The sequence below is a fragment of the Kitasatospora sp. NPDC048540 genome (genome assembly GCF_040651175.1).
Taxonomy (GTDB): domain Bacteria; phylum Actinomycetota; class Actinomycetes; order Streptomycetales; family Streptomycetaceae; genus Kitasatospora.
Map to the genome: position 1 here is coordinate 13,784 of NZ_JBEZIR010000120.1, position 13,886 is coordinate 27,669.

Here is a 13,886-nt window from a genome sequence, read left to right on the forward strand (position 1 = left end):
CCCCGGGCCGGGCCGGCGCGCAGTGACCATCCGGGTGTGAGATCGCCTCTCCCCCGCTGGCGCGGCCGGCTCGGGGGAAGGAGACAGGAATGCCAGCGCTCACCGAGACACTCACCGACCGGGTACGGCGGCGCCTGAGGGACCCCGTCGTCGTGCTGACGATCCGGGCGACCGTCGCGGCCACCATCGCGTACGCGGTCGCGGTGCAGCTCAGCAGCGAGCCGGCCCCGCTGACCGCACCGCTGACGGCGCTGCTGGTGGTCCAGGTGACGCTGTACTCGACGCTCACCACCAGCATCCGCCGGGTGAACTCGGTGGTGGTCGGGGTGCTGATCGCCATCGGGTTCAGCTCGGTGATGGGCCTGTCCTGGTGGAGCCTGGGGCTGATCATCCTCGCCTCGCTGACCATCGGGCAGTTCGTCCGGGTCGACGAGTTCGTCAACGAGGTGGCGATCAGCGCGATGCTGGTGCTCGGCGTGACCCGGCTCGCCTCGCAGGCCTGGGACCGGGTGCTGGAGACCCTGATCGGCGCGGTGGTGGGTCTGCTGTTCAACCTGGTGTTCGCGCCGCCGGTGTGGGTGGACACCGCCGGCGAGTCGATCGAGGACCTCGCCCGGCGCGCCCGCCACCTGCTGCTGCGGATCGGCGAGGAGCTGGGCGGCCCCACCCCGGTGGAGCGGGCCGCGGCCCGGCTGCATGAGGCCCGCGCCCTCGACCAGGCCATCGCCGACGTGGACGGCGCGCTGCGGCAGGCCGAGGACAGCCTGCGGCTGAACCCGCGGATCAGCGAGGGCCTGCTGTCGCGGCTGGTGCTGCGCACCGGGCTGGACACCCTGGAGATCTGCGTGGTGGTGGTGCGGGTGCTGGCCCGTTCGCTGACCGACCTGGCCAAGCGCCGCGGCGCGGACGAGGCGCTGTTCCCGCCGGACGTGGCGCTGGCCCTGGAGGAGCTGCTGGCGCACGTCGGCGGGGCGCTGGTCAGCTTCTCGGTGCTGGTCAGCACCCAGGTGAGCCGCAACGCGGAGGAGGCGGAGGCCCGGCTGGCGGCGGAGCTGGCGGCCGCCTGGGCGAGCCGGGAGAACGTCGCGCAGATGCTGCTGCGCCGGGTGCAGGAGCACCCGAAGGCGTGGCAGCTGCACGGGTCCCTGCTGGCCGAGGTGGACCGGATCCTGGACGAGCTGGACCTGGAGCACCGCAGCCGCAGGCTGATGGAGGAGCTGGACCGGGCGTCGGTGGCCAACCGGGAGATGTTCACCAGGCTCGGCCGGCTGCGGCGGTTCGCCCGCGGCGAGGGCCTGCGGCGCCGCAGCGCCTGAGCCGCCCTACCCGGCGCCGCCCGGGACCTCCTGCTCGGTCCAGATCGCCTTGCCCTGGTCGGTGTAGCGGCTGCCCCAGCGGCTGGTCAGCTGGGCGACCAGGTAGAGGCCGCGGCCGCCCTCGTCGGTGACCCGGGCGCGGCGCATCCGGGGCTGGGTGCTGCTCGGGTCGGAGACCTCGCAGATCAGCCGTTCCGCGCGGATCAGCCGGACGCCGACCGGGCCGCCGCCGTACCGGATCGCGTTGGTGACCAGCTCGCTGACCACCAGTTCGGTGGTGAACGCCAGCTCGTCCAGTCCCCAGGCCTCCAGCTGGGCGGTGACCGACTCGCGGACCCGGGCGACGGCGGCCGGGTCGGGTTCGACGTCCCAGGCGGCGGTGTCGCCCGCGGGCAGCACCCGGGTCCGGGCGAGCAGCAGGGTGACGTCGTCGGACTGGCGGTGCGGCGGCAGGCTCTCGGTGATCTCCCGGCCGGCCTCGGCGAGGGGGCGGGTGGTGACCGAGGCGCGGCCGAGCCGGGTCCGCAGTTCGGCCATGCCGTCGTCCAGGTCGCCGTCGCCGCCGCCGATCAGTCCGTCGGTGTACAGCACCAGCACGCTGCCGGCGGCCGGTTCGATCTCGGCCACCTCGAACGGGAAGCCGCCGACGCCCAGTGGCGGCCCGGGGCTGAGTTCGACGTACCCGATGGCGCCGTCCGGGTGAACCACGGCGGGCGGCGGGTGTCCGGCGCTGGCCATCACGCACCGCCCGGACACCGGGTCGTACACGGCGTACAGGCAGGTCGCGCCGGCCGGGGCCGGTTCCCGGCGGATCCCGCCGCCGTCCTGGTCATCGGCCTCCACCACCAGCTGCGAGACCAGGTCGTCCAGGTGCACCAGCAGTTCGTCCGGGCCGAGGTCCAGGTCGGCGAGGGTGCGTACGGCAGTGCGCAGCCGGCCCATGGTCGCGGTGGCCTCCAGGCCGTGGCCGACCACGTCGCCGACCACCAGGGCGATCCGCGCGGAGGACAGCGGGATCACGTCGAACCAGTCGCCGCCGACCCCGCCGTCGGTGTCGGTGGGCAGGTAGACGCTGGCGGTGACGGCCGCGGGGGTGTCGGTCGCGGCGGGCGGCAGCAGGCTGCGCTGGAGGCTGACGGCGGCCCGGTGCTCACGGGTGTAGCGGCGGGCGTTGTCGAGGGCCAGCGACGCCCGGGAGGCGATCTCCTGGAGCAGTTCCAGGTCGGTGCTCTCGTAGCGGTCGCCGGTCGGGTCCCGGTAGGCGCGGATCCGGCCGAGCAGGATGCCGCGGGCGCGCAGCGGGGCGGACATCGTCGGGCGGCCGTCCGCGGTGCTGGTGGCAGCGGGAACGGCGGCGCCGGCGGCCTCCACGTACACGGTGGTCCCGGTCGGCGGTTCCACGGTGTCGGGGCCGACCGCGGCGGTGCGGCGCAGGCTGAGCAGTCCGGCGGCGTCGGGCAGCGGGTCGTCGCCGTTGAAGACCGCCTCGGCGACCTCGACCACGGCCGCGTCGGCGAGCCCCGGAACCAGGACGGCGACCAGGTCCACGCAGGTACCGGTGACGGACAGCGAGCCGCCGAGCGCGGCGGTGGCCCGGTGTAGCAGTTCGAGGCGCCGGCGTGAGCGGCCGAGTTCGGTGACGTCGGTGAACAGCGCGGTCACCCCGATCGGCTTCTCGCCGTCGGCCTGCAGCCGGAACGCGGAGATGCCCATCACCCGTCCGCCGCGCGGGTCGAGCACGGTCCGCACCAGGGCCTCGGGCAGCACCAGCGGCCGGCCGCTCTCCAGCACGTCCCGCAGCAGCACCTCGATCGCCTCGGCGTCCTCGGCGCGCAGGAAGTCGGCCAGCCGCATGCCGTTGAGGTCGGTGGGGACCCCGCTGTAGGGCAGCAGGTTGGTGTTGGTGCGCAGCAGCCGCAGCTGGTCGTCGAAGACGGCGAGGCCGACCCGGTCCTGGAGGAAGAGTCCGCTGGCGAAGGCGTCGTCCTCGCGCCACCGGACGACCTGGTCGGCCGGGGCGCCGAGCACCAGGAAGCCGTCGGGGCCCGGGCCGGCCAGCGGCAGCACCTGGAAGGCGATGTCGGTGGGGTTGCCCTGCGCGTCCAGCAGCGCCACCCGGCCCTCCCGGGCGCCCGCCAGCGCGTTCCAGTGGTCCGGGTCGGCGAGCAGCTCACGCACCGGCCGGCCGCACACCTCGCCGGCCGGCCGGCTCAGCAGCGCCTGGGCCGCGGCGGTCCAGCCCACGACCACGCCCTCGGGATCGAGGACGGCCGCGGCCAGGCTCCCGGTGAACGGGTGGCGGAATCTCTCCATGGTGTGCGCACCTCACGCGGTCGGCGGGCGGGCCGGTCCACTCCTCCTCATCCTGCATCGGATGGCGGTGCCGCGCGTGTCTGCGGGCGGTCGCCGGACGGGTGGCGGGCGGGCATCGGCGGTGGCCTCACAGGCGCGGCCGGAAGACCAGCAGCGCGATGTCGTCCCGGACGTCCGCCACTCGGCGCAGCCGGTCGCAGAGCTGCTCGACCGGCAGGTGGCGGGCTTCGGTGGCGGCGGCGGCGAGCCGGTCCAGGCCTTCGGTCAGGCCGGTGCCGGGGCTCTCGACCAGGCCGTCGGTGTACAGCAGCAGGGTGTCCCCGGCGCCCAGGACGCGGCGGTGGATGCTGCGCGGCGCGTCCGGGTCCACGCACAGCGGCAGGTCGGCGCGGGGTCCGGTGAGGAGCCGGGCGGGGCCCTCGGCGGGGATCAGCAGCGGCGGGGGGTGCCCGGCGTTCGCCCAGACCACGTGCCAGCCGTCGGCGCGCAGGGTCAGGTGGGCGTGCACGATCGTGACGAACGGCGCGACCTGCAGCCCTTCGGCGGCCCGGTCGAGCTGGGCGAGGATGTCGGCCGGGGTGGCCGGGCGGTTGCTGTTGTAGGCGAGCGCCCGCAGCATGCTGCGCAGCTGGCCCATCGCGGTGGCGGCGGTCAGGTCGTGGCCGGCGATGTCGCCGATGGCGAGGGCGAGGGTGCCGTCGGGCAGGAAGAACGCGTCGTGCCAGTCGCCGCCGATCTCGGCGGTGGTGCTGGCCGGCTGGTAGCGGGCGGCGAGGTCGGCGCCGGGCACCTCGGGGACGGGGGTGAGCTGGGCGCGTTGCAGGATCAGCGCGGTGCGGCGGGCGTGCTGGTGCTCCAGGACGTTGCGCAGCGGCCGCTGGGCCTGTTGGAGGACCTCGCCGAGCAGGGCGATGTCGGCGGCGCTCGGCGGCGGGCTCCCGCCGCAGCCGGCCGCCGCGGCGAAGGCGACCACGGCGGAGTCCACCACGATCGGTACCAGGACCAGGCTGGTGGCGCGGGCCTCGGCCAGCCAGCGCAGGGACACGTCGGGCAGGACGCCGTCCGGGGGGTGGCCGGCGGCGAAGGTGATCAGCCGGGGCCGGCCGCTCTCGATGACCTCCTGGGCGACCGGTCCGACCCGGTAGGTCTGGCTGCGCAGTGCGGGCAGGGCGGGCAGGCCGGGCCGGGCGGCGGAGGCGACCCGGGTGCCGATGATGCCGTCGGCGAGGGCGGGCCCGTCGCCGTCGGGCAGCCGGAAGACCGCGCAGGCGTCGGTGAGGTCGGGCACCACCGCCTCGGCCATCGCGGCGAACGCGGCCTGCAGGTGGTGGGCGGGTGCGGCGGCGACCTTGGCGCGCAGCTGTTCGCGCAGCCGGGCCCGCCACTGGTCCTCGATGTCGGCGGTGGCGCCGATCCACTCGGTCAGCCGGCCGTCGGCGAAGACCGGGACCGCCCGGGACTTGACGTGCCGGTACTCGCCGGAGGCGGTCAGCACCCGGAAGGTGGTCTCGAACATGGCGGGGGTGCCGGTGGCGGCCTCCGCCCACGCCTGGACCAGGCGGGGGGCGTCGCTGGGGTGGATCAGCTCCAGCCAGCCCGGGTCCATGGTCGGGCGCCACGGGGAGCCGGTGAGGTCCTGCCAGCCGGCGACCAGTTCGGTCATGGTCCCGTCGGGGCGCAGCAGCCAGACCATCTGGGAGACCGCGGTGACCAGCGCCTTGTAGCGTTCCAGGGCCTGCTGGTGCTGGAGGGAGAGTTCCTGGGCGCGTTCGGCGGCCACCACCTCGGTGGTGGTGTCGACGGCCACGGCGAGCACCCCGCGGCCGTGCCGGGAGCGCACGGGTGTGCAGCTGTAGACGAAGTACCGGGGGCCCGGGGCGCCGGGGGCGGTGCCGACGGTGGCCCTGGGGGCGCTGACCTGGCGGGCCTCGCGTTCCTGGTAGACCTGGTCGAGCAGGGCGAGGAACGGGGCGGCGTACTCGTCGGCGAAGGCGTCGGCGGCGGGCAGGTCGAGGGTCCGTTCGCCGAACAGCCGGCGGAAGGCGTCGTTGTAGTAGACCAGCCGGTGTTCGGGGCCGCTGAGCAGCGCGACCGAGACGATGGCCCGGTCGAAGACCTCGGGCACGAATTCGGGCTCGGCGGCGTCCACGGGCGGCGCCCTCCTCTCGGGCTCGGCGCGCGGGGCTCGCGCGGCCGGTGCGCTGGGTACGGCCGGGGCCGCGCGGACTCGGGTGCCCACTCCCGTTCGACGCTACGAGACCGGCCGGGGATGCGCATGCCGTCGCCGGGCCGGACGCGCCGGGGCCCGGCCGCGGGTGCGGCCGGGCCCCTTGCCTCGCCGGACGGCTCAGCAGGCGATCGGGAGGTCCAGGGTGACCGGGTTGGGCGACCACGGGAAGGACGCGACGGAGAAGCTCGCGTGCACGGTGGAGCCGCACGGGACGGTGGCGGGGATGCCGTGGACCTGGATGGTGGAGGCGGTGAAGTTCACGTTCTGGTTGACGGTGCCGAGCGAGGCGCCGCCGACCAGGTTGGCCGACAGGCTGGTGATCAGCTGCCTGGGCTGGGGCGCCGGGCTGCCCGGGGAGGGCGGGCCGGCCAGGCCGACCTGACCGTAGATCTCGACGCCGGTGCCGGTGACGTCGGCGCAGACCTTGGTCGCCAGGCCGGCCTGGTAGCCCAGGTATCCGCAGGTCGTGGTGGTGGTGACGGCGGCGGTACCGGCCTGCGGGGCGGTGGCGGCGGTGGCCGGTGCGACACCCAGGGTGGTGAGGCCGGCGACGCCGGCGGCGATAAGGGCAAGACGGCTCATCGGTGGTTCTCCTCGTGCAGGTTGCTCGTACGGACAGGCCTCCCACGGCGTTCCCGCAGGAGGCATCTGACATGTGATATTTCACATCAGACCTGAAGACAGGGTGGCATGGATTCGAACAGCTCATGCGATCTTCACAACAGATCGGTGCCGGATGTGATCCAGCTAACTCGCCCGAGCGCGCGCGATGGTGACGCCTGATCAGGATGATGGTCCGTCAGAGGAGTCGGCCGGGCGGCCGCGGCCACCCGGGCCGGAGCGGGCCGCCGGCCCCCGCGGACCCGGCCGGTACGAACGGGCTGGGCCGCCGGAGCGTGTCTAGGATGAGTGCCGGGGGCCGTACAGGAGGGCCGCGTATGAGTCAGGGCAAGCGCTACGCGTTGACGTTTCCCGGCGCGCCGGGCACGCACGCTCCGCAGGACGTGGTGGTGGTCGAGGCGACCGGGGACACCGGGCCCGGCGGGCATCCGGTGTACGCGGACGCCTCCGGGATCGTCCGCGCCGAGATCAGCGACCGCGACGAGGTGAGGATGCTCGCCACCGGCGGCAGCCAGAACTCGCAGACCCCGATCCACGCGGTGCCGCTGCCCTGACCCGGGTGCGACCGCGGACCACGGCGGACGGCCCCTCGCGGGCCGTCCGCCGTACGGCTCAGCGGGCCAGCCGGCCCATCAGCGCGGAGGCCGCGCCGACCCCCAGCACCGCCGCCAGCACCAGCACCCCGAGGTCGAGCCACAGGTGGGCCGGGGTGCCCAGCAGCAGACCGCGCAGCGCGTCCACCTCGTAGCTGAGCGGATTGACCTTGCTGACCGCCTGCAGCCAGCCGGGCATCACCGCGACCGGGTACAGCGCGTTCGAGCCGAAGAACAGCGGCATGGTGATCGCCTGCCCGATCCCCATCAGCCGCTCCCGGGTGAGCACGATCCCGGCGATCGACATCGACAGGCAGGCGAAGAACGCCGAGCCGAGCACCACCACCACGGCCACCCCGAGCAGCCGCAGCGGGTTCCAGGTCATCGAGACCCCGAGCACGGCCGCGATCAGCACCACCACCACGGCCTGGACCACCGACTTCACCCCGGCCGCGAAGGCCTTGCCGGTCACCAGGACGGCCCGCGGGGTCGGGGTGACCAGGAGCTTGGTGAGCACCCCGGAGTCCCGCTCCCAGATGATCATGATGCCGTAGAAGATCGCGATGAACATCGCCGACTGCGCGATGATGCCCGGCGCCAGGTAGTCCAGGTACGGGATCCCGCCGGTCGGGATCGCCTTGATCCGGGTGAAGGTCTCGCCGAAGATCAGCAGCCACAGGGCCGGCTGCACCGCCCTGGTGTAGAGCTCGACCCGGTCGTGCCGCAGCTTCTGCAGTTCGATGGCGCAGAGCGCCGCCACCCGGGCGGGCACCAGCCGCCAGCCCCGGCGGGCCGGCGGCGGGGTCAGCAGCAGCCGCAGCTGCGGGGACGCGGCGACGGGGGCCGGCGGGGCGGCCGGGGCGTCAGCCGACACGGGAAGCGGTCCTGCGGGTGCGGCGGACATCGCCGAGATCCCCTCCTTCGTCGTTGTCGCGGCCGGTCAGCCCGCTGCCGGCGTAGTGGCGGAAGACGTCCTCCAGGCTCGGTTCGGCGCCGCCGGGACCGGCCAGCGCGTGCCGGAGCTCGCCCGGCGTGCCCAGCGCCCGGATCCGGCCGCGGTGCATCAGGCCCACCCGGTCGCAGTACTGGTCCGCCTCGTCCATGTAGTGCGTGGTGACCAGCACCGTCATCCCGGTGGCCGCCCGGACCTCGTTGATCCGGTCCCACACCCCGGTCCGGGCGATCGGGTCGAGGCCGATCGTCGGCTCGTCCAGGATCAGCAGCCGCGGCGCGCTGACCAGCGCCTGGGCCAGCTCCAGGCGCCGGACCATGCCGCCGGAGTACGTCCCGGCCAGCCGGTCGGCCGCCTCGGTGAGGTCGACGGCGGCCAGCGCCTCGGCCACCCGGGCGGCCCGCTCGCGGCGCGGCACGTCGAAGACCCGGGCGAACAGGGCGACGTTCTCCCGCCCGGTCAGGCCGCCGTCGGCGGACAGCTGCTGCGGCACGTACCCGAGCAGGCGGCGCACCGCCATCCGCTCCCGGGCGCTGTCGTGCCCGAACACCTCGACCATGCCCGGCGGGATCCGCAGCAGGGTGGTGATCGCCCGGATCGCGGTGGTCTTGCCCGCGCCGTTCGGACCGAGCAGGCCGAACACCTCACCGGCTCGGACCTCCAGGTCCAGACCGTCGACCGCACGGGCGGCGCCGAAGGAGTACCGCAGGCCGGTGCAGCGCACGGCGGTGGCCGGCCCGCCCGGCGGCGGACCGCCGGCGGCCGGTGTCACGGCGGGTGTCACGGTCATTCCCCGTCCCCTTCCTCGTGGAGGCCCTCGGCCAGACGCCGCAGGGCCGGGAGTGCGGCTGTGAGCGCCACCCGGTCCGCCTCGGACAGCAGCGCTACCTGCGCGGTGACCAGCTCGCTGCGGCGTCCGTCCCAGGCTGCGAGGCGCGCCGCGGCCTGCGGCGTCGGGTGCAGCAGCGCGGCGCGGCCGTCCGCCGGGTCGGGGGCCCGCAGCAGCAGGCCGTCCCGGACCAGCTGGTTGACCAGGGTGGACACCGAGTTGCCCGCCAGGTACAGCTCCTTGGCGGCGGCGGAGACCCGGATGCCCGGCCGGGCGGCCACCAGCCGCAGCAACTCCACCTGCGCGCCGCGCAGCCGGGGCGCGGTCAGGCCCCGCCGCAGGCGCCGGCGCAGCAGCCGCTGGATCCCGACCAGCAGGTCGGCCAGCTCGTCACCCAGTCCCGTGGTCGCCATACCGTCATTTTAGCTCTCAATAAGAGGTATCGCACGGGGGTCCGGCGGACCGGCTCCGCCCACCGGGTCCCGGCCGGGACGCCGGGGGCGGCTACGGGACGACGGTGACCGGCCAGCGGCCGGACTTCACCAGGCGGACCGCCACCGAGCCGACGATCCGGTGCCCGGCCTGTTCGGAGGCGCCGACCACCACGGCGTCCGCCTTCAGCCGGTCCGCGGTGGCGACCAGGCCGCCGTACGGGTCACCGCGGAAGGTGACGAACTGCCACCGGACCTCGAACACGCCGCGCATCCGGTCCGCCCAGGCCCTGATCTCGGCCACCAGCGACTCGGCGACCTCCTCGGTCACCTCGGCCACGGACGCGCCCATCGCCACCGCCGTCCCGAGCACCGGCTGCACGTAGACCACCACCAGCAGCGCGTTCTGACGGCGGGCCAGCCCGGCCGCGTACGCGGCGGCCCGGCCCGAGGCGGCGGAGCCGTCCACACCCACCAGGATCACCTTGGGACCGTCGGTCCCCCGCTCGAACTGCGCACCGGACAGCGAGGACCGGTCGGGCTGCCACTCGTCGTTCACAGCTCCCGAGCGTAGTCCCCGGGGCCGCGGGCGCCCCCGGCGGGCCGCTCAGGAACGCTTGCGGGCCACCCCGGCCCAGTAGTAGGCGGCCTGCGGGTCCGCGGGCGGGGCGCCGTCCGGGTGCCAGCCCATCACCGGGACCACACCCGGTTCGATCAGCTCCCAGTCGCCGAAGAACTCCGCGACCTGTTCCCTGGTGCGCGGGACCAGGGTCAACCGTCCCTGCTGCGCCGCCGCGACGACCTGGCCCATCGCCTCCGGGTTGAAGTCCGCGCTGGGATGGGTGATCGCGACGTGGCTGCCGGCCGGCAGCGCGTCCAGCAGCTTGCGGACCTTGCCCCACGGGTCGTCCTCGTCCTCCAGCAGCATCAGGATCGCCACCAGCATCAGACCGACCGGCCGGGTGACGTCGAGGGTGCCGGTGAGCGCCGGGTGGGACAGGATCCGCTCCGGCTCCCGCAGGTCGGCGTGGAGGTAGGCGGTCCTCCCCGCGACGCCGCTGACCATCAGCGCACGGGCGTGCGCCAGCACGATCGGGTCGTTGTCGACGTACACCACCCGGCTGTCCACGGCCTCGGCCTGGGCGACCTCGTGGGTGTTGCCCTCGGTGGGGATGCCGGTGCCGATGTCCAGGAACTGGCGGATGCCCGCCTCCCGCACCAAGTAGCGGACCGAGCGGCCGAGGAAGGCCCGGTTCTCCCGGGCCATCGTGCGGATGCTCGGGATGGCCTGCTCGAAGGCCTCGCCGAGGGCCCGGTCGGCCGGGAAGTTGGTCTTGCCGCCGAGCCAGTAGTCGTACATCCGGGCCGAGTGCGGGAGCGAGGTTTCGATCTCCGGCGGCCGGTGGCCGCCGACCTGCTCGACCATCCCGCCCAGCTCCCCGGTCCAGTCCCGGCGCTCCGGACCGTCCTGATGCTCCGACAAAATCGCACACCCCCAGCACACTTACCGTTCGGACCCGACCCACAGTAACCCGACCGGGCGGGTCCGCGGCGCCGCCCGCGGGAGCGGTTCAGGCCGCCGGGCCGGCGGCGGGGCGTCCGCCCACCGTCCGGACGGCCTCGGCGCCCGCCCGGCAGCCCGCCTCCGCGGCCGCCGCGAGCCCCGCGCCGGCCAGCGCGGCGGCCAGGAACCCGCCGGTGAACGCGTCGCCCGCACCCGTGCTGTCCAGCGCCGCCGCGGGCACCCCCGGTACCCGGGCGACCAGCCTGCCGTCCCGCGCCACCAGCGCGCCGGCCGCGCCGAGCGTGACCACCGCCGTCCCGTACGCCGCGCTCAACTCCTCGGCCGCGCCGACCCCGTCGGCCCGGCCGGACAGCAGCCGGGCCTCGGCGAGGTTCGGCAGCAGCAGCCCGGCGCCGGCCACCGCCGCCCGGAAGGCGTCCACCCCGAGCCGCCCGAGGAAACCGGTCGACGCCGGGTCCACGCTCACCGGTGTGCCGCGCGCGGCGGCCTCGGCCAGCACCAGGGCGGCGAGCCGGCGCCCGGGTTCCGAGAAGAACAGGTAGCCGGACAGGTGCACCCGGGCCACGCCCGTGAGCAGCCGCGGGTCCCAGTCCTCGGGGCCGAGCCGCACCGATGCGCCGCCGTCGGTCACCAGGGTGCGCTCCGCCCGGCCGTCGACCAGGCAGACCACCACCGCCGTCGGGGCGTCCCGGTCCACCACCAGCCGGGGGTCGACACCCGCCGCCCGCAGCTGCCCGCGGTGCCACTCGGCGCTGTCGGCGCCGGCCCTGGCCAGCAGGACGACAGGGGCGCCCCGGTGGGCGGCCCAGGCCGCGACGTTGGCGCCCGCGCCGCCCGGGCACACCGAGATCCGCGCCGCGGTGTCGGTGTCCGGTGCGAGCGGGCCCTCGTGCAGCGCGAGCACGTCGGTGACCACGTCCCCGATCACCAGCAGCGCGCCGGGCCCGGCGGTCATCCGCGTTCCACCGCTCCGCCCGCCCCCGCCGCCGGGCCGGCCGGGTCCGCCGGGTCCGCCGGGTCCGCTGCCCACGCGCCGGCGATCTCGGCGGCGAGGGCGACGTTGCCGCGTACGGCGGCCAGGTTGGCCTCCAGCGAGGCACCGGCGGTGTGCTCGGTGAGGTACGCGAGCAGGAACGGCGTGGTGGCCTGCCCGGTGACGCCCTCCCGTTCGGCCGCCGCGAGCGCCTCGGCGAGCACCCGGTCGTGCAGCCCGGGGTCCAACTGCTGGTGCGGCGGTACCGGGTTGGCCACGATCAGCGCCGATCCGGGTCCGCCCAGGCCGTCCTGGGCGCGCATCACGGCGGCGACCTCGGCCGGCCCCTGCACCGTCCAGTCCACCGGGCTGCCCGAACTGGTCAGGTAGAAGCCGGGGAAGGACTCCGTCCGGTGACCGAGGACGGCCACACCGAGCGTCTCCAGCCGCTCCAGCGTCGCGGGGACGTCGAGGATCGACTTCACCCCGGCGCAGACCACGGTGATCCTGGTCCTGGCCAGCAGCGCGAGGTCGTTGGACTCGTCCTGGGTGTCGGTCCAGCCCCGGTGCACCCCGCCGAGGCCGCCGGTGGCGAAGACCCGGATCCCGGCCCGGGCCGCCAGGAACGCGGTGCCCGAGACGGTGGTCGCCCCGCTCGCCCCGGCCGCGACCGCCGGGGCCAGGTCGCGGAAGCCCAGCTTGCGCAGGCCGGTGTCGGTGGCGACCCGCTCCAGCTCGGCCTTGCCGAGCCCGACCCGCGGCAGGCCGTCCAGCACCGCGATGGTGGCCGGCACCGCGCCCGCGGCCCGGACCAGCTCCTCCAGCTCCCCGGCGACCTGGAGGTTGCGCGGCCGGGGCAGGCCGTGCGCGATGATCGTCGACTCCAGCGCGACCACCGGGGTCCCGTCCTGCAGGGCGTCGCGTACCTCGTCGGAGAGCCGCAGGGCGGCCGGTGCTGTCCTGGTCATCCTCCATTCCTGGCATGGCCGGAGCGGGTCCAAACCTCGCCGCGCCCGGCGGCGTAGGATGCCGGGTGCGGGGTGGGACGCGAAATGTCTGGATCTGCCATGCTTCACGACCACGATGCGGTCTGCGCCCGGTTCGGCGTCGAGCCCGCACCCGTCGGCGCCGCCGAGATCCTCGGCCTCGCCGGGACCTTCTCCAGCGTCAGGTTCCCGCTGAACGGCCTGCGGCAGCCGCCCGAGGACGGTGCCTGCGGCTGGTTCGTCTGGTCCGCCGAGGAACTTCCCGACGATCCCGACTTCTTCGTCCCCACCCCGGTCGGCCACCTGGTGACGGTCTGTCCGTCGCTGAAGCCCTACCTGGCGCTGCCGCCGGGCTGGCGGTTCAGCTTCGGCCCGGGGTACGAGGACGTCTGGTACGACGGGCAGTTGCTCGGCTGACCGCCGCCGTCCGGCAGCGGCGCCCGCCCGCCGTGCCCTACCGCGCCTCGGGCCCGGCCCGCAGCCGGGTGCGGGTGCGCATCAGGATCCGGCCGAGCATGTTGCGGCCGGTGCCGGTGCGGCCGCGACCCCAGTAGTGGTCGGTGCCGGTGTCCTCGACCAGCTCCTGGTCACCGGTGGCCAGCAGCACCGCCCGGAGGTCGGGGTGGGCGCGGAACTTCGCCTCCACCGCGCGGCGCATCGCCTCGTCCTTGACCCGCTCCCAGTCCCGGCGCAGTCCGCGGGCCGGGTCCCGGCCCAACTCCGCCGCCCGCAACGGCGTGCCGGCGCGGCGGACGGTCTCGGCGTGCCGGGTACCGGCGAACTTCTGCGCCTGGAAGTAGTGCTCGGAGGTGGGCCACCACAGCCCGTCGAGCTCGAAGCCGTGCGGCGAGAAGTTGGAGAAGCAGCCGTAGGGCGGCTCGTCGGCGCCGTAGAAGTAGATCGGCATCCCGGCCCCCCGTGTCCGTCGGCGAAGAACCGCACCCTGCCAGCCGCCCGGCGGCGCGGCAACCCGATTTGCGCGGGCCTGCCGGACGGGCCTGCCGCACGGGCGGTGCGGCAGGCCGGTGCGCGTTACGGCAGGTTGCGGGCCATCACGATGCGCTGGACCTGGTTGGTGCCCTCGTAGATCTGGGTGATCTTCGCGTCCCGCATCATC

At 75.1% G+C, this 13,886-nt stretch carries 15 protein-coding genes; 3 read left to right on the forward strand and 12 right to left on the reverse strand.

All coding sequences use genetic code 11. The annotated features are described in order from the left end of the window. Positions 1 to 89: 89 nt before the first annotated feature. Positions 90 to 1,316, forward strand: a complete 1,227-nt coding sequence (locus tag AB0D08_RS32425) for an aromatic acid exporter family protein (RefSeq protein ID WP_033826051.1) — start codon at positions 90 to 92, stop codon at positions 1,314 to 1,316. Positions 1,317 to 1,322: 6 nt separating this feature from the next. On the opposite strand, the gene AB0D08_RS32430 is transcribed toward AB0D08_RS32425, so the two are convergent. From AB0D08_RS32430 to AB0D08_RS32440, 3 genes are all read right to left on the reverse strand, one after another. Further along, entirely contained in the window at positions 1,323 to 3,629 is a 2,307-nt protein-coding gene (locus AB0D08_RS32430) for a SpoIIE family protein phosphatase (RefSeq protein WP_033826052.1), read from the reverse strand. Between the two features lie 127 nt (positions 3,630 to 3,756). Continuing rightward, positions 3,757 to 5,778 (reverse strand): SpoIIE family protein phosphatase, encoded by a 2,022-nt coding sequence (locus AB0D08_RS32435; RefSeq protein WP_051814409.1) that lies wholly within the window; start codon positions 5,776 to 5,778, stop codon positions 3,757 to 3,759. Between the two features lie 198 nt (positions 5,779 to 5,976). Beyond that, positions 5,977 to 6,441: a hypothetical protein gene (locus AB0D08_RS32440; RefSeq protein WP_033826053.1), complete on the reverse strand. Its 465-nt coding sequence runs from the start codon at positions 6,439 to 6,441 to the stop codon at positions 5,977 to 5,979. Between the two features lie 356 nt (positions 6,442 to 6,797). Between AB0D08_RS32440 and AB0D08_RS32445 the strand changes: the two genes are divergently transcribed. Then, positions 6,798 to 7,034 carry a DUF6296 family protein gene (locus tag AB0D08_RS32445; RefSeq protein ID WP_033826054.1) on the forward strand — a complete coding sequence of 79 codons (237 nt, stop codon included), beginning with the start codon at positions 6,798 to 6,800 and terminating at the stop codon, positions 7,032 to 7,034. 58 nt (positions 7,035 to 7,092) lie between these two features. On the opposite strand, the gene AB0D08_RS32450 is transcribed toward AB0D08_RS32445, so the two are convergent. The 7 genes from AB0D08_RS32450 to AB0D08_RS32480 all read right to left on the reverse strand — a co-directional run bounded on the left by AB0D08_RS32450 (position 7,093) and on the right by AB0D08_RS32480 (position 12,751). Then, a complete protein-coding gene (locus tag AB0D08_RS32450) occupies positions 7,093 to 7,977 on the reverse strand; it encodes an ABC transporter permease (protein WP_359893825.1) in 885 nt (294 codons plus the stop codon). Further along, positions 7,937 to 8,815, reverse strand: a complete 879-nt coding sequence (locus AB0D08_RS32455) for an ATP-binding cassette domain-containing protein (RefSeq protein WP_082527274.1) — start codon at positions 8,813 to 8,815, stop codon at positions 7,937 to 7,939. Before AB0D08_RS32455 ends, AB0D08_RS32450 begins: the two co-directional genes overlap by 41 nt. Further along, on the reverse strand, positions 8,812 to 9,267 hold the full coding sequence (locus tag AB0D08_RS32460) for a MarR family transcriptional regulator (RefSeq protein ID WP_359893827.1): 456 nt from the start codon (positions 9,265 to 9,267) through the stop codon (positions 8,812 to 8,814). The genes AB0D08_RS32455 and AB0D08_RS32460 overlap by 4 nt, the downstream gene beginning before the upstream one ends. Positions 9,268 to 9,358: 91 nt before the next feature. Further along, complete coding sequence (locus AB0D08_RS32465) at positions 9,359 to 9,844, reverse strand: universal stress protein (protein WP_082527275.1); 486 nt, start codon at positions 9,842 to 9,844, stop codon at positions 9,359 to 9,361. 48 nt (positions 9,845 to 9,892) lie between these two features. After that, the gene (locus tag AB0D08_RS32470) at positions 9,893 to 10,768 is read right to left on the reverse strand and encodes an SAM-dependent methyltransferase (RefSeq protein ID WP_359893829.1); all 876 of its coding nucleotides are present in this window, start codon (positions 10,766 to 10,768) and stop codon (positions 9,893 to 9,895) included. A gap of 88 nt (positions 10,769 to 10,856) precedes the next feature. Further along, positions 10,857 to 11,765: a PfkB family carbohydrate kinase gene (locus tag AB0D08_RS32475; protein ID WP_359893830.1), complete on the reverse strand. Its 909-nt coding sequence runs from the start codon at positions 11,763 to 11,765 to the stop codon at positions 10,857 to 10,859. After that, a complete protein-coding gene (locus AB0D08_RS32480) occupies positions 11,762 to 12,751 on the reverse strand; it encodes a pseudouridine-5'-phosphate glycosidase (RefSeq protein WP_359893832.1) in 990 nt (329 codons plus the stop codon). The genes AB0D08_RS32475 and AB0D08_RS32480 overlap by 4 nt, the downstream gene beginning before the upstream one ends. A 99-nt stretch (positions 12,752 to 12,850) precedes the next feature. On the opposite strand from AB0D08_RS32480, the gene AB0D08_RS32485 reads away from it, so the two are divergent. Next, complete coding sequence (locus AB0D08_RS32485; protein WP_033820561.1) at positions 12,851 to 13,186, forward strand: hypothetical protein; 336 nt, start codon at positions 12,851 to 12,853, stop codon at positions 13,184 to 13,186. A 37-nt stretch (positions 13,187 to 13,223) separates the two neighbouring features. Here the strand turns inward: AB0D08_RS32485 and AB0D08_RS32490 are convergent, their stop codons facing one another. Both AB0D08_RS32490 and AB0D08_RS32495 read right to left on the reverse strand, forming a co-directional pair. Then, positions 13,224 to 13,676 carry an NADAR family protein gene (locus AB0D08_RS32490; RefSeq protein WP_033820562.1) on the reverse strand — a complete coding sequence of 151 codons (453 nt, stop codon included), beginning with the start codon at positions 13,674 to 13,676 and terminating at the stop codon, positions 13,224 to 13,226. A 125-nt stretch (positions 13,677 to 13,801) separates the two neighbouring features. Next, positions 13,802 to 13,886 (reverse strand): acyl-CoA dehydrogenase family protein (locus AB0D08_RS32495; RefSeq protein ID WP_094743042.1); only part of this gene is annotated, 85 nt, incomplete at its 5' end.

Coding starts and splice junctions, on each gene's coding strand:
- AB0D08_RS32445 (WP_033826054.1), top strand. CDS start 6,798: ATGAGTCAGGGCAAGCGCTACGCGTTGACGTTTCCCGGCGCGCCGGGC.
- AB0D08_RS32440 (WP_033826053.1), bottom strand. CDS start 6,441: ATGAGCCGTCTTGCCCTTATCGCCGCCGGCGTCGCCGGCCTCACCACC.
- AB0D08_RS32485 (WP_033820561.1), top strand. CDS start 12,851: ATGCTTCACGACCACGATGCGGTCTGCGCCCGGTTCGGCGTCGAGCCC.
- AB0D08_RS32460 (WP_359893827.1), bottom strand. CDS start 9,267: ATGGCGACCACGGGACTGGGTGACGAGCTGGCCGACCTGCTGGTCGGG.
- AB0D08_RS32430 (WP_033826052.1), bottom strand. CDS start 3,629: ATGGAGAGATTCCGCCACCCGTTCACCGGGAGCCTGGCCGCGGCCGTC.
- AB0D08_RS32450 (WP_359893825.1), bottom strand. CDS start 7,977: ATGTCCGCCGCACCCGCAGGACCGCTTCCCGTGTCGGCTGACGCCCCG.
- AB0D08_RS32425 (WP_033826051.1), top strand. CDS start 90: ATGCCAGCGCTCACCGAGACACTCACCGACCGGGTACGGCGGCGCCTG.
- AB0D08_RS32455 (WP_082527274.1), bottom strand. CDS start 8,815: ATGACCGTGACACCCGCCGTGACACCGGCCGCCGGCGGTCCGCCGCCG.
- AB0D08_RS32475 (WP_359893830.1), bottom strand. CDS start 11,765: ATGACCGCCGGGCCCGGCGCGCTGCTGGTGATCGGGGACGTGGTCACC.
- AB0D08_RS32480 (WP_359893832.1), bottom strand. CDS start 12,751: ATGACCAGGACAGCACCGGCCGCCCTGCGGCTCTCCGACGAGGTACGC.
- AB0D08_RS32490 (WP_033820562.1), bottom strand. CDS start 13,676: ATGCCGATCTACTTCTACGGCGCCGACGAGCCGCCCTACGGCTGCTTC.